14 protein-coding genes are annotated in these 22,186 nt (G+C 64.4%); 9 read left to right on the forward strand and 5 right to left on the reverse strand.

Annotation, left to right across the window (positions count from 1 at the left end; translation table 11 throughout):
• Nucleotides 1-149 precede the first annotated feature (149 nt).
• The gene (locus NKH31_RS07585) at nucleotides 150-776 is read right to left on the reverse strand and encodes a hypothetical protein (RefSeq protein WP_254864531.1); all 627 of its coding nucleotides are present in this window, start codon (nucleotides 774-776) and stop codon (nucleotides 150-152) included.
• Nucleotides 777-1,088: 312 nt separating this feature from the next.
• Here NKH31_RS07585 and NKH31_RS07590 point away from each other — a divergent pair, with 312 nt between their 5' ends.
• The 8 genes from NKH31_RS07590 (at nucleotide 1,089) to NKH31_RS07625 (ending at nucleotide 10,665) form a co-directional block, all read left to right on the forward strand.
• Nucleotides 1,089-2,999, forward strand: coding sequence for a glycoside hydrolase family 15 protein (locus tag NKH31_RS07590; RefSeq protein ID WP_256547923.1), 1,911 nt, complete (start codon nucleotides 1,089-1,091; stop codon nucleotides 2,997-2,999).
• Between the two features lie 88 nt (nucleotides 3,000-3,087).
• Complete coding sequence (locus tag NKH31_RS07595; protein WP_254864533.1) at nucleotides 3,088-3,591, forward strand: metallophosphoesterase; 504 nt, start codon at nucleotides 3,088-3,090, stop codon at nucleotides 3,589-3,591.
• Between the two features lie 78 nt (nucleotides 3,592-3,669).
• On the forward strand, nucleotides 3,670-4,239 hold the full coding sequence (locus tag NKH31_RS07600; protein ID WP_254864534.1) for a KH domain-containing protein: 570 nt from the start codon (nucleotides 3,670-3,672) through the stop codon (nucleotides 4,237-4,239).
• A gap of 222 nt (nucleotides 4,240-4,461) precedes the next feature.
• Nucleotides 4,462-6,126 (forward strand): thermosome subunit alpha, encoded by a 1,665-nt coding sequence (thsA, locus tag NKH31_RS07605; RefSeq protein WP_254864787.1) that lies wholly within the window; start codon nucleotides 4,462-4,464, stop codon nucleotides 6,124-6,126.
• A 563-nt stretch (nucleotides 6,127-6,689) separates the two neighbouring features.
• Nucleotides 6,690-7,157 (forward strand): hypothetical protein, encoded by a 468-nt coding sequence (locus NKH31_RS07610; protein ID WP_254864535.1) that lies wholly within the window; start codon nucleotides 6,690-6,692, stop codon nucleotides 7,155-7,157.
• Between the two features lie 86 nt (nucleotides 7,158-7,243).
• Complete coding sequence (locus NKH31_RS07615) at nucleotides 7,244-9,331, forward strand: PAS domain-containing sensor histidine kinase (protein WP_254864536.1); 2,088 nt, start codon at nucleotides 7,244-7,246, stop codon at nucleotides 9,329-9,331.
• 31 nt (nucleotides 9,332-9,362) lie between these two features.
• Complete coding sequence (locus NKH31_RS07620) at nucleotides 9,363-9,998, forward strand: response regulator (protein WP_254864537.1); 636 nt, start codon at nucleotides 9,363-9,365, stop codon at nucleotides 9,996-9,998.
• Nucleotides 9,991-10,665, forward strand: coding sequence for an RAD55 family ATPase (locus NKH31_RS07625; protein WP_254864538.1), 675 nt, complete (start codon nucleotides 9,991-9,993; stop codon nucleotides 10,663-10,665). Before NKH31_RS07620 ends, NKH31_RS07625 begins: the two co-directional genes overlap by 8 nt.
• A 170-nt stretch (nucleotides 10,666-10,835) precedes the next feature.
• On the opposite strand, the gene NKH31_RS07630 is transcribed toward NKH31_RS07625, so the two are convergent.
• A complete protein-coding gene (locus NKH31_RS07630; RefSeq protein WP_254864539.1) occupies nucleotides 10,836-18,077 on the reverse strand; it encodes an outer membrane protein assembly factor BamB family protein in 7,242 nt (2,413 codons plus the stop codon).
• A 412-nt stretch (nucleotides 18,078-18,489) separates the two neighbouring features.
• On the opposite strand from NKH31_RS07630, the gene NKH31_RS07635 reads away from it, so the two are divergent.
• Complete coding sequence (locus NKH31_RS07635; RefSeq protein WP_254864540.1) at nucleotides 18,490-19,482, forward strand: ornithine cyclodeaminase family protein; 993 nt, start codon at nucleotides 18,490-18,492, stop codon at nucleotides 19,480-19,482.
• A gap of 13 nt (nucleotides 19,483-19,495) precedes the next feature.
• Here the strand turns inward: NKH31_RS07635 and NKH31_RS07640 are convergent, their stop codons facing one another.
• The 3 genes from NKH31_RS07640 to NKH31_RS07655 form a co-directional block, all read right to left on the reverse strand.
• Complete coding sequence (locus NKH31_RS07640; protein ID WP_254864541.1) at nucleotides 19,496-19,975, reverse strand: cupin domain-containing protein; 480 nt, start codon at nucleotides 19,973-19,975, stop codon at nucleotides 19,496-19,498.
• A 54-nt stretch (nucleotides 19,976-20,029) separates the two neighbouring features.
• Complete coding sequence (locus NKH31_RS07645; protein ID WP_254864542.1) at nucleotides 20,030-20,821, reverse strand: YqjF family protein; 792 nt, start codon at nucleotides 20,819-20,821, stop codon at nucleotides 20,030-20,032.
• Nucleotides 20,822-21,465: 644 nt separating this feature from the next.
• Nucleotides 21,466-22,092 carry an HAD family hydrolase gene (locus NKH31_RS07655; RefSeq protein WP_254864543.1) on the reverse strand — a complete coding sequence of 209 codons (627 nt, stop codon included), beginning with the start codon at nucleotides 22,090-22,092 and terminating at the stop codon, nucleotides 21,466-21,468.
• Nucleotides 22,093-22,186: the final 94 nt, after the last annotated feature.

The following is a 22,186-nucleotide window of genomic DNA, read 5'->3' on the forward strand; positions in this document are numbered from 1 at the left end:
TTCTTGGCCGTCAGCGCCCCGTACTCGGGCAGTTAGGTCGGTATCATCTCGGATACACACGACAGCGTCGCGACGGTCGAGCGCGCGACCTCGCCGTCGGCCGGCTTCGCGACCGACACCGTATCCGCCCGGTGTCAGTGGGGCGCTCGTCAGCCAAATTGCGACGGGTCGTACTCGAAGACGAGCGCTTCACCCTCGCCGTCCGCCGCGACCACCCAGAGTGCGGATTCCGCCGGACACTCCGCCAACTCGTCGTCGGGATGAAGCGTCGCCGCGAGCGGACCGTCGGCGTCGAGCGATATCTCGAGTGGACAGTCCGGACTCTCGACCCAGACCTCGTCCGCGCCGTCGATGGGGTCGATGTCCAACTCGAGCCGGCCGTCTCGGTGGCCGCTGACGCTCCCGGTCGTTCGGAGTCTGGTGCCCGCGTTCCCGTCGGTCGCCTTCACGGGAAGCGTGTCCCCGAGGTCGACCCGGTGACTCGCCACGCGACCGGACTCGCCGTCGCGTTCGCCGACGACTTCGAGCGTCGGCCGGTCGCCACAGTCGCGCAGCTCGTCGTCGTCGGCCAACGTCACCGCGCCGTCTAGCGCCACCTCAAGCGGGACGTCGAGGTCGCAGTCCGGGCTGGTCACCCGTAGTTCGTCGACGGCGCCGCGCTTTTCGACACCAACCTCGATAGCGGGCGTGCGCCCGTGGTCGGCGTACGTCCGCCGGAAGTAGACGTTGCCGTCGGCTGCGTCGTCTCGGTCGATTCGTCGTCGCCACCGAGACACCCCGCGAACGCGACCGCCGAGGAGGCGGCCGCGAGCAGGGCGCGTCGTCGGACCATATCCGACGGTACTGATCGGCTACCATGAACGTTCGTATCCGTGCCAGTTGCGGTCGGGGGTGGGTGATTCACCGATCGGTGAAAGCGCCCGCCGGCGACCGAAGATAGCGCCGTCTCGCGTAGCTCGGCGCGCGCCTCGACTCTCTGGTCCGCCCGCGAGAGGTCGATATCCTCGCGGGTCTCGATTTCGATGGCGGCGGCCACAGGCAGGTCCTGGTGGGTATACCCCGGGGGCTATACTACCGGCCGTCGTTCGATCGCTATGACGGTCGAATACCACCCGATCGAAGCCTACGGGCTCATCGGCAACGGTGAAACCTGCGCGCTCGTCGGACCGGACGGATCGATCGACTGGTACCCGGTCCCCCACGTCGAGTCGCCCAGCGCGTTCGCACGGGTTCTAGACGCAGAACGCGGGGGATCCTTTCGAGTTGGTCCCGACCGGTCGACGACCTCGTTACAATCGTATCTCGACGGAACGAACGTGTTGGAAACGACCTTCGAGTCCGACGAGGCGACGGTTCGGCTCGTCGACTTCCTCCCGCACGTGGATATGACTGGCGTGGAGACAGACCGAACGTTGTACCGGAAGGTCGAGTGTACCAACGGTGAGTGTTCGCTCTCGTTCGCGTTCGACCCGCAACCTAATTACGCGATGGACGATCCCGGGCTGGCGCTCCGAAACGGACAGGCGCACGCATCCGGGTCCGATCCGGAACTCGTTCTCGCCGGCGAGGTCCCGTTCGAACTGGACGATACGAATTCGGTGATACACGGATCAACGTCGCTTCGAAGGGGCCAGTCGGTGTGGCTTACGCTGAGTCACGACGGGGGTCCCCCGGATATCGACGACTGCGACCGCACGCTGGCTGCGACGGTCGAGTACTGGCGCGAGTGGACACACGACCACGTGGACACTGATTCCGACGGTAGCGACGAGGAACGCTCCGAACCGTCGTGCGTGTTCGACGGCCCCTGGCACGACGAGGTCGTTCGGTCGGAACTGGTGTTGAAGTTACTCGCCCACGAGGAAACCGGCGCGGTAACCGCGGCGCCGACGACCTCGCTCCCAGAAGAGTTCGGCGGCGTCAGAAACTGGGATTATCGATTCAACTGGCCGCGAGACGCCGCGTTCACCGTGCAGGCGTTGGCCCACCTCGGACACCTGGATGAGGCGGGTGCGTACTTCGAGTGGGTCTTGAACCGGTGTGCGTCGGACCCTGGCGAGATACAACCTCTGTACGGACTTCACGGCGAAATCGAGTTGACCGAACGCGAGCTAACGCATTTTCACGGGTATCGCGGTTCCGCTCCGGTCAGAGTTGGCAACGCGGCCGCGAAACAGCGGCAACTGGACCTCTACGGCGAACTGCTCCTTGCAATCGCGGCGACGGTTCATCACGGGTGGGACCTGCCCCGAGGCGAGTGGCCGGCGGTTCGTCGAATCGTCGAGTACGTTCGGACCGTCTGGGACCGGCCGGACAGCGGTATCTGGGAGGTGCGATCGGAACCCCGTCACTTCGTCCACTCGAAGGTGATGTGCTGGGCGGCGCTGGACCGTGGAATCGAGTTCGCCGAGGCGAACGAGTGGGAGGCACCCGTCGAGCAGTGGCGAGAAACGCGCGAGGAGATCAGGCGGGCGATCCTCGAACGGGGCTACGACGACCGTCGTGAGACGTTCGTCCAGTCGTTCGACAGCGACGCGGTCGACGCGGCGGCGCTGTTGTTCCCGATCGTCGGGTTCCTTCCGTTCGACGACGAACGTATCGAGGGCACTGTCGCCACTATAAGAGACCGGCTCGAAACCCGGGATGGATTGGTCCACCGATACGACGGCGAGGACGGGCTTCCCGGCGACGAGGGCACGTTCACGCTCTGTTCGTTCTGGCTGGTCGACGTCCTCGCGCTCTCCGGGGAGGTCGAAACGGCGTCGGCGCTGTTCGAGACGCTCATCGGATACGCAAGTTCCCACGGACTGTTCGCCGAGGAGATCGATCCGACCGAACCGGGTGACGTGGGCACTCACCGCGGAAATTACCCGCAGGGATTCAGCCACATCGGCGTGATAAACAGCGCGCTCTACCTCGGTCGGGTCCGCTCGCCGGAGACGCCGGGGCCCGATCCGATCGGGATCTGGCTCGGGGAGGGCTCCCACGTCCCGGATTGAGCGTCTCTCGGCGGTGGGCGACTCCTGAAGGCGACGGTAATGAAATATCCCCCGAACGCTCTTGGATCCTGCCGTCGCGCACTAGCGCATGCAAGTCGGCATCATCTCGGATACGCACGACAACGTCGCGGCGGTCTCTCGCGCGGCGGACGCGTTCGAGCGCGACGGCGTCGACGTGATCGTCCACTGCGGCGACTTCGTCGCCCCGCCGGTCGTCTCCCTGTTCGAGGGGTTCGAACTCCACGGCGTGCTGGGGAACAACGACGGCGAAGTCGCGGGCCTGTACGCAGCGTTCGACGAATTGGGCGGCGAGAGCGAACTCCACGGCCGGTTCGCCGACCTCACGTTCGACGGGCTCACGTTCGCCGTCCTCCACGGCGAGTCGCTCGCGGAGGTGCAAGCGATCGCCAACTCGGATCAGTACGACGTCGTCTGTTACGGCCACCACCACGTCCGTGAGGCGACCGAGAAAGGTCGCACGACGCTACTAAACCCCGGTGCGCACTTCCCGGCGGTTGCCGAGGGTCACCGGACGGTCGCCGTCGTCGACACGGAGACGGAGTCGGTTCGATTTCGAGAACTGGCGGAGTGAGACGGCAGATCGATCCCGCTCGGCGCGGTCGCCCGTGCGGACCAAGGGCTTAACCCCGTCCGCCGAGTATCCGATTCCATGCAGCACGTGAAGATTCCGCAGGACCGCATCGGCGTCCTCATCGGCAGCGGCGGTGAGACGATGCGCGAGATCGAGTCGGCCGCCGAGGTCAGACTCGACATCGACTCGGAGAACGGGTCGGTCGCGGTCGACGCCGTCGGCGACCCTGTCCGCGGCCTGAAAGGCCCGGAGATCGTCCGCGCGATCGGTCGCGGTTTCGCTCCCGAAGACGCCCTCACGCTCCTCGACGACGAGCTGATGATGTTAGATATCGTCGACATCGCGGCCGCCTCGCGCAACTCGAACGACATGAAACGAAAGAAGGGACGGCTCATCGGCGAGGACGGGCGCACCCGCGAACTGATGGAGGAACTCTCGGGCGCGTCGGTCGTCATCTACGGCTCGACGCTCGCCGCCATCGGCACGCCCGAGGAGGTCGACGTCGTCAGAAGCGCCGCTGAGATGCTACTCGACGGGGCGCCACACGGCGCCGTCTACTCCTTCCTCGAGGACAAACACAACGAACTCAAACACCAGGGGATGCAGTACCACCGGTATCCGGGATCCGGGACCGAAGAGCAGGTCTGATCGATTCTCCGATTCGCGCTGTCGATTTCGACCGTATCCCTGTCGACCATTCGAACCCGATGTCGAGGCGGATTCGGCCCAGAACCGACATATAAACTGCCCTGTGACAACTCCTAACACATCCCTCTGTTGACCCACCGGGTGGCGAATCGCGACCGTCGCTAACGAAACACTTTTATAGAATCACAAACAATCCTTCGAGTGACTATGGCTCAGCAGCAAATGGGTAACCAGCCCCTCATCGTACTGTCGGACGACAGTCAGCGAACGTCCGGCAAAGACGCACAGTCGATGAACATCCAGGCCGGGACGGCCGTCGCGGAGTCGGTCCGCACGACCCTCGGCCCGAAAGGGATGGACAAGATGCTCGTCGACTCCACCGGCTCGGTCGTCGTCACGAACGACGGCGTCACGCTCCTGACCGAGATGGAGATCGACCACCCGGCTGCCGACATGATCGTCGACGTCGCCGAGACCCAGGAGGACGAAGTCGGCGACGGTACCACCTCCGCCGTCGTCGTCGCCGGTGAGCTACTCAAGCGCGCCGAGGACCTCCTGGACCAGGACATCCACGCGACCACCGTCGCGCAGGGATACCGCCAGGCCGCCGCCGAGGCGACCGACGCGCTAGACGAGATCGCGATCGACGTCGACGTCGACGACACGGAGATCCTCCAGCAGATCGCCGCCACGGCGATGACCGGCAAGGGCGCCGAGAACGCCCGCGACCTGCTCTCGGAACTCGTCGTCGACGCCGTCCGCACGGTCGCCGACGATGACGGCATCGACACCGACAACGTCGCCGTCAAGAAGGTCGTCGGCGGCGCCATCGAGAACTCCGAACTCGTCGAAGGCGTCCTGCTCAGCAAGGACCGCGTCTCCGAGAACATGCCGTACTTCGTCGAGGACGCCAACGTCGCCATCATCGACAACGCCCTCGAGGTCAAAGAGACCGAGATCGACGCCGAAGTCAACGTCACGGACCCAGACCAGCTCCAGCAGTTCATCGAGCAGGAAGAATCCCAGCTCAAGGAGCTCGTCGACACGCTCGCCGACGTCGGCGCCGACGCCGTCTTCGTCGACAAGGGAATCGACGACATGGCCCAGCACTACCTGGCCCAGGAGGGCATCATCGCCGTCCGCCGCGTCAAGGACTCCGACGCCCGACGCATCGCCCGCGCGACCGGCGCCACGCCCGTCTCGAACGTCGACGACATCACCGAAGACCACCTCGGCTTCGCCGGCTCCGTCGCCCAGCGCGACGTCGCCGGTGACGACCACATCTTCATCGAGGACGTCGAGGACGCAAAGGCCGTCACGCTCATCCTCCGCGGCGGTACCGAGCACGTCATCGACGAGGTCGACCGCGCCATCGAAGACTCCATCGGCGTCGTCCGCACGACCATCGAGGACGGCAAGGTGCTCGCCGGCGGCGGCGCGCCCGAAGTCGAACTCTCGCTGGCCCTTCGCGACTACGCCGACTCCGTCGGCGGCCGCGAGCAGCTCGCCGTCGAGGCCTTCGCCGACGCGCTGGAAGTTATCCCACGCACGCTCGCCGAGAACGCCGGCCTCGACCCCATCGACTCGCTCGTCGAACTCCGCAGCGACCACGACGCCGGCAGCACGACGGCCGGCCTCGACGCCTACACCGGCGACACCATCGACATGGCCGACGAAGGCGTCTACGAACCGCTTCGCATCAAGACGCAGGCAATCGAATCCGCCACCGAAGCAGCCGTCATGCTGCTTCGCATCGACGACGTCATCGCCGCCGGCGACCTCGCCGTCTCCGACGATGACGACGGCGAAGACATGCCGGGCGGCCCGGGCGGCGGTATGGGCGGCGGCATGGGCGGCATGGGCGGTGGAATGGGCGGCATGATGTAGGCGAGGTCTGAGCATCGCGAAGACCTCGAAAAGGCGAACGGCGAAGCCGTGAGCAGGGAGGTCCGAAGGCCGAAGGCCGAGAACCTCCGAAAAGCGAGCGGGGAGCGAACGCGACCCGCGAGCCAAACCTAAATTTTGCTCTGCGGGCCGGCAGAGCCGGCCCTCGGCAAAATCTTCAAAAGAGCCGGAAGGCTCTTTTGGACGGCGAGGGAACGGCGTTCCCTCGAGCAGTCGGCGCGAAGCGCCGACGACCTCGCGGGATCTCCGATCCCGCTTAGCTTCGATGAAAAGCACTCCTCCTTCCCCGCCGACGTCGCGAAGCGACGTCTCTGGGTCAGTCGTCGGCCCGGTCACTCGGCCGTCGGCCTCGTTCGCGGTGAACGCCATCGCTCACGGCGGTGCCGATCGTGTTTCCTGGATTCTCGCGACACTTCGAACCGCGCCTTCTTCGAACCGCTCGCTCGCCGATGCTAACCCCGTCGTTCGCGAACGGTGCCGTCACCGGGTGAAACGATCCCTTCAGTCTGCAGAAAGAGTTTACCGGAATCGTACTATCATCTCGTATGCATCGCCGCTCACTCCTCGCGACGGTCGGCCTCACCGTTGTCGGAACGCTGGCCGGCTGTCTGGAGTCGACGCCGCTTTCGGGCGATCCGGAGCCGCCGGACGACCTGGTTGAGGAGACGTTCGAGTCGATCACGCCCGACGAGTCGGTGCCGGCGTCGGACGAGCCGCCGACGATCGCGTTCGTCGAGGACGATTCCCGCGTCGTGATCGAGGGATCGCTCACCTACAGTTCGAGTAGCTGTGGCGGGGTCGACCCCGGCGAGACGAGTTACGACGCTGTCGACGGGACCGTAACGACGAGCGTGGCGGCCTACTACGACCACCCGTCGGGAACCGACTGCACCGCCGACGAGGTGACGACCGGCTACCGGCTGACGCTCGCGTTCGACGATGGCGTCCCCGAAACCGTCGAGATGACCGAGGACGGGACAATGGGGACGTTCGACGTGACCGAGTCCCCGTGATCCAGACTGGTTCGTTTCACCATCGAAAATCGCCGGCCACTATCTTCATACGTCCATACGGTCATACCGAAACGAGTCAGACCCCCATGTCCGAATCCCCGCTCTATCAGTCTCTCTTCGAGCAATCGCCGGACGGAATCGCGACGGTGGATCCGGAGACGGCCCGTATCGAACGCGTCAATCCGGCGTACGCCGATATTCTCGGAACCGATCCGGAGGCGCTCGAGGGGCGTTCGTTCGTCGAGCGACTGATCGAGCGGACGTCTGCGGATCGGGCGACCCTCGACCGTGGGCTCGATACGGCCTGCCAGGGATCGTCTCTGGACGTCGAGTGCACCGTCGAACGCGGTACTGGGAGGGGTCGACCGGTCGCCCTCACACTCTCGTCACTCGAGGACCAACGAACGGTGTTGTCGACGCTCCGTTGGGGACGCGAGCGGAGCGAACGGGATCTACCGGATGTCGAGATGGCCCACCGTCTCGATGTCGCGTTGACCGGAACCGATACGGGCGTCTGGGAGTGGGATATGGCGAAGGACGAGGTGATCTGGACCGAGTCGATGGAACGACTGTTCGGACTCGAAGCGGGGACGTTCGAGGGAACGTTCGAGGCGTTCGCAAAGCGGGTCCATTCGGATGACCGTCCGGCCGTCACGGAGGCGATCGAGACGGCGGTCGAACGTGAGGAACTCTTTCAGATCGAGTATCGCATTCGGCGCGATGACGGGGAAACGCGGTGGGTCTACGCACGGGGTGAAATCCACGAAACCGACGACGGTGCCGGTCGCATCGTCGGCGTCGTCACCGACATCACCCAACAAAAAGAACAGGAACAGGTCCTCCATCGCCAGGAACGTCAGTATCGCGAACTCGTCGACCGCTTGCCTGAGGCGTACTACACGTTCGATAGCGACTGGACGATGACGTACTGCAACGAGGTGATCGCAGACCGATTCGAGACGACGGTCGAGGAGATGCTGGGAGAAACTATTCGGGACATCTACCCAGAGATCGAAGACACCGTTCTCGAAGCGGCGTTCCGGACGGTGATGGAGACGCAGGAGTCGGCCACCTGTGAGTATTACGTCGAGGAGTACGGCTACTGGGTCGAGGCGCAGGTGTATCCGTACGAAGATGGCATCGCCGTCATCTCCTCGGACATCACCGAGCGAAAGGAGAAGATGACGATGGTGCTCGATACGATGCCGCTCATCTTCTTCCAAATCGACACGGACGGCACGTTTCTGGAGTCACGCGGTAAGGGCCTCTCGAAACTCGGCCTCGAACCGAACGAGGCCGTCGGACTCTCGCTGTTCGAGTTGTACAGCGAGGAACCGGCGATTATCGAGGCGGCCGAACGTGCACTCGACGGCGAATCGATCTCGGCCATGATCGAACACGGGACCGACCACTTCCAGACGCACTTTAGACCGATCGTCGAGAACGGCGAGGTGACGAGCGCCATCGGCGTCTCGATGGACGTTTCCGCCCTCGAGCGCCAGCGCGAGCAGATGGAGTTTTTCAACTCGATTCTTCGCCACGACGTCTTGAACGGAATGACCGTCATCAAGACCCGCGGGCAAATCCTCGCCGAGCAACTCGACGGCGAGCAGGCCCGGTACGCCAAAACGATCGTCGACTGGTGTAACACGACGACGGAGATAACCCAGCGCGTCCAGCGAGTCATCGAAACGCTCACCACGCCCGACGAGGATCTCCGCGTCGAATCGATAGACCTCACGGCGATTCTCGACCGGAAACTCGATGAACTTCGAACGGCCCACCCCGAGATCGAGTTCATGGACGCCGTCCCACGGAACGTCTCCGTTCGCGGAGACGAATTACTCGCGGACGTTCTCGGCAACGTGCTGTTGAACAGTATCGAACACAACGACTCGGACGGCTTGACCATCGACGTGACGCTCGAAACGGACGACAGCGTCGTCCTGCGAATCGCAGACTCTGGGGTGGGTATCGACGAGGAACGACGCGAATCCGTGTTTCGACGGGGTGAGACCTCCCACGCGAAGGAGACCGGGTCGGGCTTTGGCCTGTTCTTCGTCGACGTGATGGTCGACAAATACGGCGGTGACGTCTGGGTAGAAGAAAGCGATCTGGGAGGGGCCTGCTTCGCTCTCGACCTCCCGCGAGCCCGGGCGGAGGCACAACAATGATACGCACATCAACACAATGTGAGGTAATAGCATGACCGTCTCGGACTCCCCAGTCATCGCGATCGTCGAGGACGAACCGGCCGTCGCGGAGAGTTACGAACTCTGGCTCGACGACGAGTACGAGATCAGGCGCGCACACGACGGGGCCGAGGCCCTCGAGGTCATCGACGATTCGGTCGATGTCGTTCTCTTAGACCGGATGATGCCGAAATTGTCTGGCGCCGAGGTGCTCCAGGAGATTCGCGAGCGGGAGGTCGACTGTCGCGTCGCGATGGTGACGGCGGTCGAACCCGATCTCGACGTCATCGAGATGGGGTTCGACGCGTACGTAACGAAACCGCCCGAGCGGGACGACCTCCTCGAAACGGTTCGGACGCTGGTCGAACGCGGGTCGTTGAGCGACGACTTACAGGAGTATCACTCGTTACTGGCTCGCCGTGGCGCCCTCGAAGCGGAGCAATCCGCCGAGTCGCTGGCAGAAAGTGAACCGTATCAGGAACTCCTCGAACGGATCGAGGCGAAACGCCTCGACGTAGACGAGGGGCTCGGAGACATGGGTTCAGACGTCGAGTTCGTCAGCGCGGTTCGCGAGATCGACGCGGATTCGGATCTGTTCGATGGGGACGGTCCTGAAACCGCCGATACGTCGGAGACGACCGATGACTGACGGATTCTGCGTGACCGGCTTCCTGCCTCGAACGCCGGATCGTCTCGATCCGGGAACGAACGTGGCGATCGTGGGGCCGTCGATGAGCGGCAAACGAGCACTTGCGTTTCGACTGCTGACGGCCAACTACGAACCCGACGATGGAATTCTGTGCATATCGACGGATAACGCAGAATCGGTATTCGACGATCTCGAGCGCTACGCTGGTTCGATCGATCGAAACCGCGTCGGCGTCATCGATTGTTCGGGACGAAGCTTCGATCTCGTGAGCGACGGACTGACAGAGACGATCTCGTCGCCGGCCGACCTCACCGGCATCAGCATCGGATCGGCGAAACTGATGAAGCAACTTTCCAGCCGAGGTATCTCGGATATCCGGTACGGACTCATTTCCGTCTCGACGCTTCTCCAGTACCTCGATCGAAACACGGTCTTCAAATTCCTCCACGTCTTCACCAACCGCGTCGCTGAGACGGACGGACTCGGCATCTACACGCTGAACGACGATACGCACGAGCCGACGACCGTCAACACGATCAAGGGACAGTTCGACGCGGTGATCGAACTTCGAGAGACGGAGACCGGCGACTACGAATATCGCGCGCTCGGGTTGGGGCGCGAATCGATGGGCTGGGAACCGATCGAATCGTCTCTCGTGGACCGTTGAGTCACGCGAACGACTGTCGTCTCGAAGACGAGAATGTCACCGAACTCGGTGGGCCATCGTCGCCGTTCGGTCGGTCGTACTCCCGGGCCGAAAAACGAATTACAGCTCGTCTCGATCAATGCCACAACACGGTCGAGATGTGGGTCTCCGACGCCAGCCGGCGCGTCTCCTTACGGAGCGATGCCGACGAGTATCTTGTAGATCATCACGACATCTTCCGTCGTGATCTCGCCGTCTCCGGTCAGGTCGCCACACTCGGGATTGACGAACCCGTCCGGGTCCAGGCCCGCGATATACTGCAGCGTTAGCGTCGCGTCTAGCGAGGTGACCGCGCCGTCACCGTCGACGTCGCCCGGAAGCGCACACGCGGGATCGATGCTGACGTTGGCCGTGTCGAGCGAATCCGCACTCGAGACGGTGATCGCGCCGGTTCCGACGTCATCGGGAGCGGTATCCCAGGTCAACTGACTCTGTATCGACTCGCCGGCGTCGAGCGTGACGTTTGTGGCGTCGACGACCGTCCCGTCGAGGGCCGCGAGATCGACCGTCTGCGTCCCCGCTCCGCCACCGGTATTGTCGATCTGGGTGGTGACGGTGAGCGTCTCGCCGGCGGTGACCGGCGAATTCGTCTCGAGAATGCCGACCTCGAACGCCGATTCCGCCGCGGTCACGGTGACGGTGGTGGCGTCGCTTTCGTCGTCGCTCGCGACCGCGACGGGGTGGCTACCCGCATCGCCCGAATCGGTCTCCCAGCCCAGGTCGATCGTCGTCGATTCGCCCGCGTCGAGGTCGACCTGTGCGCTGTCGACGGTGGTGGAGTTGACGGCTAGTTCGACGCTCTGGGTGCCGTACCCGTCACCAACGTTTTCGACCGCCGCGGAGACGACGAGCGTCTCACCTTCCACGACGGGATCGTTCGTCTCGGCGATCTCGACGGCGAACACCGACTCGGCCGGATCGATCACGACGTCGGCCGACTCACTGTCATCGTCGCTCGCGACGACCACCGTCGTCGATCCCGGATCGGCCTCGTTCGTCACCCACTCGAGCGTCACCGACTCGGATGCGCCAGCGGCCAGTTCGAGTTCGACGCTATCGTGTACGTCTCCGTCGTGTTCGAGCGTGATCGATTGCGTTCCCGACCCGGTTCCGACGTTGTCGATCAGTGCGGTCACTTCGAGCGATTCGCCGGCGGTGATCGGTGAGTTCGTCCCGGTGACGGTTACCTCGAACTGTGGACCCGCCTCGTCGGAGACGATGTGCCCGAGACTCTCCTGTTCGACCCTCGAATCCTCGCTCGTCCGATCCCCGCGGACGTTTAACGCGTTTACCGAGCCGTCCATCGAACCGATGTAGAGCGTCCCGTCTGCGACCGTCGGCGACGAGAACGTCGACGACGGCATCGACTGCCGCCACAGCTGTGTGCCGCTGTCCGCCTCGAACGCGTGTACGTACGGATACTGCGAGCCGACGTAGACGGTCCCATCGGCGACGGTCGGCGAGGAGACGAGCAACTCCTGCTGTCTCCCGAACCCGCTCGACCACGCCTGCGTGCCGGTCGACGCGTCGAGCGCGAAGACCGCACCGTTATCGTCTTCTTCGAATCCCGTTCCGACGTAGACCCGGCCGTCAGAAACGGTCGGCGACGAGTGAACCGCGCCGCCGGTGTCGAATCGCCACGTTTTCGATCCGCTCGTCGCGTCCAGCGCGTATAGTCCGCCGTCGTGAGATCCGACGTAGACGAGCCCGCCTTTGACGGTCGGTGAAGCGGTGACCTGCCCGTCGACCTCGGTCCGCCACGTCTCCGTGCCGTCACCGGCGTCGATCGCGTGGACGAATCCGTCGTCGTCAGCCACGCCGTAGGCGCCGATGTAGACGGTTCCGTCGACGACGACCGGCGACGACTCCGTACCGCCCTCGGGAACGAACGTCCACTCCACCGCACCGGTGTCGGCGTCGAGCGCGTAGAGGACGCCGAGCGAGGCAGCGTACACCGTCCCGTCGGCGACCGTCGGCGAGGAGTGGACGTCCCACGACGTCTCGTGGTGCCAGACGACATCCCCCGTCTCGGCGTCGAGCGCGAAGAGGCCGTCAGTCGAACCCGCGTAGACGACGCCGTCGGCGGCCGTCGGAGACGCCGATGACGGCCCGCCGACGTCAGCGGTCCACCGAAGTGATCCGTTCTCGCGGTCGAGCGAGGAGACCGTGCCGTTTTCAGACCCAACGAGCACGGCCTCGTCGTAGATCGTCGGCGACGACCAGACGGCGTCGTCCGTCGAGGCTCTCCACTCGAGATCGCCGGCGTCCCGCGCGAATCGCAGGGTCGTCACAGAGGCCGACCCGACGCTGGTCTCGAAATCGTACGACGCGGACTGACTCGGCACCGAGACGTCGATCGGCACCACCGTCGATTCGTTCGCCGCCAGATCGACGACGGCGGCTCCGACTGGTCGATCCGTGAGCGACCCTCCTGTCGCGGTCACCGTGGCGACGTCGACGACCGGATCGGCCCCTTCGTTCGTGACGTTGAGCCACAGGGTGGGCGTCTCGTCGACGCCGATCCTGCTGGGGAACGTGACGTCCGTGATCGAGAGCGAGCCGTCGCCGTCGTCGAGTGGATCGGCCGCGATGGCTGTGTCCACCGAATCGTCGAGGCCGACGCCCGTGACGGATCGGGTGATCGAGTCACCGACGGCGACCTCGTAGATGATCGCTGCGCGGTCGTCCGGCGCCGTCACCTCGAACGAAACCGTCCGCTCACCGTTCGGATCGATCTCGACCGGTTTCTCTCCTACCGTCGATCCGTCCGCCCGAAGCGTTGCGACGGTCTCGGTCGGGGCGTCGCCATCGTTTTCGATCGTGGCCGTGACGGTCACGGACGCGCCGCGGTCGACCGTCGACGGCGAGTCGACGTCACTGACCGAGACAGTCGGTGTGAGATTCGCCGTCACGAGTGCCGAACCTGCCCTGGTAAAGCGAACCGCACGTTCTGCATCGTCGAATCCTGGTTTCGAGATCCAGGCGACGTGGTCTCCGTCGGGGACCTCGACGCTGACCGAGCCGGTCGCATTCGTCGCGTGCGTCCGGTCCTGTGGATGGGTCAGGAGCGTAACCGTCGCGTTTTCGACGGCTTCGCCCGTGTGCTCGTTCGCGACTGAAACCGTCAGCGACGAGCGTACGTCCGTCTCGATCTCCGAAACCTCGTCGGTCACGAACGACGACGGGTTGCCGGTCGCGTCGTCTGCAATCGCGAATCCGAGCCGTCGTCCCTCGCTCACGTCGGTGAGTTCGACCGAGAGGCGGTCGGACGCGACGGACTCGTTGACTGGCGCCGAAAGGGCGATCGAGCCGGCTCCGAGTTCGGCGCCGGTATCGAGATCGCGGACCGTCACCGTGGCGTTCGCGTCGATCGGTCCACGGTTACTCACGAGGACGTTTGCCTCGGCCTCGCGATCGCCATCGAAGTGTTCGGTCACGCTGTAGCGAATCGGCTGGTGCACGCCGAGCGTGGGCGCGAACAGCCGCGTGGTCACGGTTCCGTACCGCGGTTGTGTCGCTCGCTCGTCCAGCAGCCCGTCGGGATCGATTCGAACGCGATCGACCGTCGTGGTATTGAACGAGTCGGTCGTGATCGGCACCTCGACCTGGATCGTGTCGCCCGTAGCCAGGTGTGATACCGTCTCGTCGACGGTCCACTCGTCGCCGTCCGTGAGTCGAATCGGCACGCCGGCCGCGTCGACGCCGCCGCGATTTTCGAGTTCGACGGCGACGGTCCCGTTGGTCGGCGTCCCCGTCTCGGAACCGGGTTCGGCGTCGACGGCCGTTATCGCGAGATCGGGTGCTCCGAGCGCGAGCGTGGCGTTCTGGGCGTACCACTCGTCGGTCGGCCCCGTTTCGCTCGATTTGACCGTGACCTCGACGATTCCGTGATCGGGGACGGTCACGTTCAGCGCGTACGTGCTCGTCTCGTTCGAGGCCAGCGGCTCGACCGATTCCGTCGCGAGTTCCGTCTCGCCGTCGGTGACGAGGAGCGTGCCTTCGTCGCTGTCCGTCGAGCCGACGTTTCTGACGGTTGCCTCGAGCGAGACCGTCTCGCCGGCCGTCGCGTTCGTCGGCCCTGTCACGTCAACGTCGAACGCCGGGCCGAATTCGACCGTCGACTGGAAGATGTCGTTGCGGTTGTTCGCCATCGGTTCGCGTAGCGTGTAGACCGAGACGAGTCCGTCTGCAGTGGCGATGGCGTCGGCGTGTTGTACCGAGGCGTTCTCGTCGAAGCCGGTCGTTGCCCGGCGCTCGCCGGACCAGGTGCCGTCGGTCGCGCTGCGATAGAAGACGTCGGTGGTCGTCTGCCCCTCGGGGGTCCCGCGGTAGGAGATGACCGTCTCGTCGTCGGTGCTGTCGACGGAAAGGTGGCCCAGCGAGAGCAACGTCGATTCGACCGGAAGCCGGTTCGGCTCGCCGTCGATAGCTTGCCACAGAGCGGCCGTTTCGTCGGTCGCAGTCGCCCAGAGCAGCGATTCGCCGTCGACGTCGTGATCGACGTAGTCGACGACGGCGTACTCGGCCGCGGCGTCGAATCCATCCGCGTCGATCGTACCGTGTCCGATCGATCCCGCGGCGAACCAGTCTTCGGCGGCGTAGTAGGCGAGTTCGACGGCCCCGTCGTCGGTCAGACCGAGCGCCGGCAGGGACGCGTTCTCGATCGTTCCCGCCGCGTCGACGCTTCCGGCGGAATCGAGCAGTCGGTACTCGACGGAGGCGTTCGCGAGGTCGAGCCGATCCGAGTTCGGATGGTGGTGCCAGGCGACCGCCCAGCCGTCGTCGGTCGCTTCGACGACCGGCGCCCGGTCGAGCGCTTCGGAATCGGTGAGGAACTCGGGGTCGCTCCACGAGTCGCCGTCGAAACGGCTCATCGCGATGTCGAAGTGAGCGGCGATCTCGTCCGGATCGTCGAACGAGTCGGCCGGTTCGGACAGCCGCGTCCAGACCGCCAGCAGGTCCTCAGAATCCGCTGGCGAGGCGAGCGCCGGTTCGATGTCGTGGCGGTCGTCCGCCGTGACGGAGATTGGGTCGGACCATCCGGTCTCATCGTCGTAGAGACGGACGATGACGTCGTTCCCGTCGGCCGTGTCGGCTCCGTCGGGGAGGTAACTCCAGCTGACGGCGTGGCCGCTGTCGGTCGCGGCGATCGACGGCTCCGTATCCTCGTACGGCCGGTCGGTCAGTCGAACGAGGTCTTCGCCCGACGCCGTCGGGAGACGTGTGCTGGCCGCGTTCGCCGCGTCGCCGTCGACAGACGCGACGGTCGGGAACACGGTGGTACCGCGAGCATCGCGAAGCGTCATTCCCGCTGTGGAGTCGGTGTGTTCGTCGTACCAGCCGGACCAGTCGATGTCACAGTAGAACGGGTTGCTGGTGATGGCCGGCACATCCGGCTCGTCGGCCGTCGCCGCGGTCGAGTCTGGCCCGACGTCCCACTCGTTTTCCCACTCGATGCCACACTCCACCTCGCCTTCGACGAGCCCCCAGAGCGTCGCGGATCCGCCGATGTCGGCAGCGAGGCCGTATTCGACCGTCTCGACGGGAGTCTGTCCCTGCTGGGATATCCTCGTCTCGGATCCGCCGGAGACACCGACATCGGCCGCGGCCCCCAGAATCGATAGTTCACCGAACCCGGACAATTCACCACTCGACTCGGTCGAGCGTTCGACGATTCCGAACTGCTCGTCGTACGATACGATACTCGTTAGATCGAGCCCAACGGCAACTTTGAGATCCGCCCCAGCGAGCCCGTCCTCCGAGTACGAGTCCTTCTGTCGGTCGCTGAGAACGGAGACGGACACCCCTGCTTCGGTGTGTTCTTCGAGGGTCGAACCTAAGAAATCGATCCCGTCGAAGTCGAGTGACTCCGCGCCGCCGATGTCGGCCGATCCGCCGAAAATGCCGATTTTGGCCGCGGTCTCCATTTCTCCCTGCAGGTCTCCATCTGGAACGCCCGACTCGATGAGCGTTCGATCGGTCAGCCGAACTTCGAGCCCTTCCTTGAGCAACGGCACGTTCGGGATTCCTGCCCAGTCGAAGACGAACCCGTCCTCGTGGGGGTGCCAGTCGAATGCATCCTCGTGACGGAGTTCACAGCGCTCGCCGTCGGGCCAGCCGCCGTCGAGCGCACACCACTCGCCCGATCCCGGTTCGGAATCGAATAGCTGGTTGAACGCGAGCACCCACTCGAGTTGACGGAAGCTGGCGGCTTCCTCGGTCGTTTCGAGCACCTCGCCGTCGTCGAATTCGGCGACGACGTCGACGGTTCCACCCTCGTCGCCGGCGGCGAACGGATCGAGCGCGACGCGGAAGTCGTTCTCGTCGATTTCGTTGGCGCTGACGCCGCCGACGGTGACGTCGACGAGCGTGCGATCGGGGTCGAGATTGCTCACCCGGTAGTACTCCTCGACTTCGTCGGTGAACCACTCGTCGGGAAGGGCTCGCGTTATCTCGAGGTCGCCGACGGTGACGTTGACGCGGTGAGCCGCTCCCTTGTGCGGCCCGATCTCGTAGACGCCGGGTTCGTCGAAGGTGTGGACGATCTCGTCACCGGGTAGGATCGTTCCGTCGTCGAGGTCCCACTCGAGTTCGTAATCGTCCAGGGCGACGAACGGATCACAGCCGCTGATCGTGATCGGTTCGCCGACCTCGGGGTTCTCGTTGGTCACCGAGATGCCCGGTTCCCAGACCGGAACGTTCGGGTTGTCGCCGCCGTGGTCTTCTTCGGGGGGTTCCGGTGGCGGTGGGTACAATCCATCCGGGCCCTGATAATACCGGCCGCACGGCATCCAGAAGTGTATCCACGCTGGGGAATCAGGGACCGTGTACCGGTAGACGCGGAGATAATCGGGCGCGTCGAAGAACGGGTACCCCTCGAAGTACATGTGCTGGATGTATTCGCCACTATCCACCACCGGCCCGCTCCAGTATCCTTCGTCGTCAGACACGCCGGTCCCACCCTCACCGTAAATCTCGACACCGGCGATTGGCATTCGATCCGAGAAGAGCAGCGGCGAGTCGTTCGTCGGCGGTGCTGGCTGGTAGAAGTACGAGCGCAACGGCCTCGACTGGTCGACCGAACCGTTCCCGTCACGAAGCGACGGCCTGTCGATGGCGTGGTCGGTGACGGGGCCGTCGATGCCCAGGTCGCCCGGCGTCGTCACCGCCGGTCGATCGAGCGTCTCGTTCGACACCTCGAGGGCGGAAACGGTTTGGTCGCCGATTTCGAGCGTTACCGGTCCGTCGGAGACCGGATCAGTGCCGGTGGAACCGGCTCCAGCGACGATCAGTCCGAACGAGCCGAGAAGAAAGCCGACGGCGCAGACGAGCAGTATCGACTCCCAGACGGTGATCGCGCCCGGTTCACGCATGTGACACCCCTGTACGGTGGCCGTATGCGTCGGGAGAGTCGTGCTGAACGTGTCGTGCTGTGGGTCGAGTTGCGGCGCGACGGTGAATCGGCGAATCCATGGGAAGACTGCACCACTCTACAATATAAAATTATCTCAAAAATATGATGGTGCAATAAGGTGGTAGATCTGGTAGATCACTCCCCGTTCGAGCCTATAACTGGATTCGTCCCACTGAGTTCATGGCGGAACGACGCCGCCAGCGCTGTGGGGCGTGGCCGCGCTCGGTCAGCTGCTGGCCCCGACGCCGGCGTTAAATCACCGCGACCTCGCTTCGAGACGAGGTTAGGATCATCTCGTGTGACGATCGCTCGAATCGAAGTACACGGCCGTTTCGGTACGTTCTAAGTACCCGCCCACGAGAGACGCCGGTATGGAGACACTGTTCCTCTCGGACGAGGACGTCGACGCCTACGCTGACGTACCAGGAATCATCCGTGCGCTCGAGGGCGCCTTTGCGGCCTACGAGCGCGGAAACGCACAGATGCCGGCCAAATCGTACATCGACCTCCCGCAGTACAACGGCGACTTCCGATCGATGCCGGCGTACCTGGAGACCGACGACTGGGACGCGGCCGGATTGAAGTGGGTCAACGTCCACCCGGACAACCCGTCGAACTTCGATCTCCCGACCGTCATGGGGACGATGATCTACTCCGATCCCGAGACGGCCTACCCGCTGGCTATCATGGACGGAACGGAACTCACGATGAAGCGAACGGGCGCGGCGGCCGCCGTCGCGACCGATTACCTCGCCGTTTCCGACGCCACCTCGCTCGGTATCGTCGGCGCCGGCGTGCAGGCCTACAGCCAGCTCGAAGCCATCGCCGAAATCCGCCCGATCGCGGAGGTCGTCGTCAGCGACCTCGATGACGAGCGTGTCGAGCGGTTCATCGACACGTTCTCGGACGACTTCGATATCCGCGGCGGTTCGATCTCCGAGGCCGGCCACTGCGACGTCCTCTCGACCGTGACGCCGGTTCGTGATCCGATCGTCGGCCCCGACGACGTCGCAGGTCACACCCACATCAACGCGATGGGTGCCGACGCCGAAGGAAAACACGAACTCGACGACGACCTCCTGCGTTCGGCGACGATCGTCATCGACGACCACGAGCAGTGCACCCACTCCGGCGAGATCAACGTCCCCTACCACGAGGGCGTGCTGACCGACGACGACATCCACGCCGAACTCGGCCAGATCGTCGTCGGCGACGTAGCCGGTCGAACCGACGACACCGGCGTTACCGTCTTCGACTCGACCGGGCTGGCCATTCAGGACGTCGCCGCGGCCCACGTCGTCTACGAGGAAGCCAGCGCCAGCGAGGGCGGCAGTCCGTTCGACCTCGTCGGCGCAGGAAACTGACAGCGAGGGGGCGTCAGGACGGTTCGATCTCCGTCACCTGCTCGTCGCACTCGTCGCAGAACACCTCGAACACGGCCCGATCGCGGTCGAACTCGAGCGTCTGGATCGTTTCGGTCTCGCACGCCGGACACTCGCGCAGGTACTCGAGTTCCCGGCTGCCACGCGGCGCGCCGAGGGCGAGCATCGTCGCGCGTTCGTCGCCGCGGTTTTTGGCGAGCTGGAACTCGCCGGGTTCGAAGCGAATCAGCTCGCCGGGACCGAGCACCTGGTCGCCTTCTTCCGTCTCGAACGTGACGGTCCCGGCGGTGACGAAAAAGACCTCCTCCTGGTCCAGGTGACGGTGGTAGTCCCAGCCGAGCTGACTCCCGGGGTCGAGTTCGACGTAGTTGACGGCCAGGTGGTCGGTCCCGAGCGGTTTCGATAGTCGGTGGAAGACGTCCGCCCGCGCGATCGAGGGTCGGTCGCCGTCCCGTTCGACGTGCACTCGTTCCATGTGGGTCGAGGTCGGACGCAGAACGAATAAAACCGGCCGATGGGTCGCGGTCGGTCAACAGCCGCGAACGCGACGCGGGATCGACGCCGTCATCGCGAGTTCCGGGCAGTAGCGCGCGATCGGATCCCCGTCGGGTTCCGGCAATCCGTTCGCCGCAAAGAGCGTGTTATCCGAGAGCGTTACCGACGCCGACTGCAGCGGCCAGGGGGCGTGGGCCACCTCGCCGACGAGGACGTTCCCGACTCCCCGACCGTCCGGAGCGTAGAACCGGCGTCGCTCGGTCAGCCACGCGTCCCGAGAGTCCGGTTCGACGAAGGAGAGCGCCTCGTCGGGTTCGTAGTTCACGGCCAACCGAGCGGGCGGTTCGTCGGCCGACTCCCGCGTGCTCGAAAAGGAGACCCGGTTGCCCTCGTAGTCACTGCTCCCCTCGACCCGCGAGACGTGCATACGCGCGCGGGAGACGGGTAGTCGGGTCAGGCGGCCGGCGACCGTCGCGACGGCGGCGCTGTCGACGTCGACGCTGAAGAAGTAGAGTCCAGGATCGCCCCGGCAGGTGACGTAGGTTCGCACGTTTAGCTCCGGTGCCGTCATCCGAAGCATCTTCGGCGTCATCCGCAGTCCCGCCCTGGCGAGGACGAACGGCAAGACGCTCACCCAGGCCCGCCCGTTCCACGTGTCGAGCGTCAGGGGCTCGGGAACGTGGGGTCGCAACTCGTCCGGATCGATCGGCCAGTGGAGAAAGAGCCCGTCTCGCCAGGTGAAGGCGAACGGGTGAGGAAACCGGCCGCTTGCGCGCTCGGCGCTCGTTGGGGGGCGTGACCGTTCACGTACCGTTCCGCGAGGCATGTCCGCTATTCGACGACAACCGCCAAAAAGGGCCGCCACGAGGTCTGTATCCGATGATCGTCACGGTTTGGGGAGCGTCATGGAACCGCCAGACCGGTCGCGTGACAGAGTCCATCGACTCGATACCGTTTCGAATCCGTCGCGGGGACATGCGCGTTAGAATGTCCCGGGTGGTAAGAGCACCCGAGACGTGGCTTCCGAAAACCATGACCGGTTTTCAGTCACCATGTTACGCTACCAACCTCCGAGACAAAAAGGTCTCGCCCGCCCGCGGTATCGCCAGCGAGCGCTCTCTCCCGATATTGGCAGGGAATCCGGAGCGACCACGTCTCGATTCGAATTCTCATCGGAGGCTGCCTGATGGGGCGATACGATCCCGACGGCCCGACGCCCGATCGACCCTGCGAGCGCTGCAGTCGGGCGCTCACCCTGAAACACGCGTCCGCCTCGTCGCCTGTCACGAGGGTGCCCACGCCGACCGGTACCGCGATTCGCAACGACGGGTCTGCGCCGACTGCGTCGCGGCGATCGGGATGCTGGAGTTAGATTGTGGGAGCATTGACGGCCCGTCATAGCTCGGTGGGAGTCTGCGTTACGAGGCTAAACTCCTCGACATATTCACACGTACCGGATCGCGTCTGCGCTCACGTGTTCCGTTCGATCCGCTCTAGAACGGCCGGAAGGGACGTGAGGTCGTCGATGGTGTACGCCGGTTGCTGATATGGCACTACGTCGTCGTTCTCGACCCACACCGTCGTCATCCCGAAACAACGTGCCATCAGGAGGTCTTCGTTGAATTCGTCGCTGACCATGACCACCTCGCCGTCTACGCCGTCCACGCAGCGGTGATACCCTCTCGGATGCGGCTTCGGTCGTTCCAGCTCGCTCGAAACGAGCACCGAATCGAAGACGTCCCACACCCCGTGGCGTCGAAGCACCCGTTCGACCCACGGCTTTACCATATTGCTGAACAACACGAGCGAGTGGCGGGACGCTACCGCCTCGAGCACCTCCTCGCGTTCGTTCGGGAAACGAGGATCTAGCCAGGTCCGATCGATGTACTCGCGACACGCCGATTCGGTCGCTCCCGTGAGGGTCGATAGTAGGTCCACGTATTGGGCCTGGCTATCCAGAAATCCAGTGCGAAAGCAGTAGTAAGCCAACCAGCCCGGGTACGGGTCTCGATCCGGTGACACGCCGAGGAGGTGGGCGTACTCGCGCTCGTCGACGTGGTCGACCAGGACGCCACCGTAGTCGAGAACCACTCTCATGACTGATCAACGAGCGACTGAATTGATAGGTCTTCTGAACGGTTCCCGAACCTCGTGATCGATTGGGTGTCCTTGCAAGTCGATCGGACTGAGG

The organism is Halovivax gelatinilyticus (assembly GCF_024300625.1).
GTDB lineage: Archaea > Halobacteriota > Halobacteria > Halobacteriales > Natrialbaceae > Halovivax > Halovivax gelatinilyticus.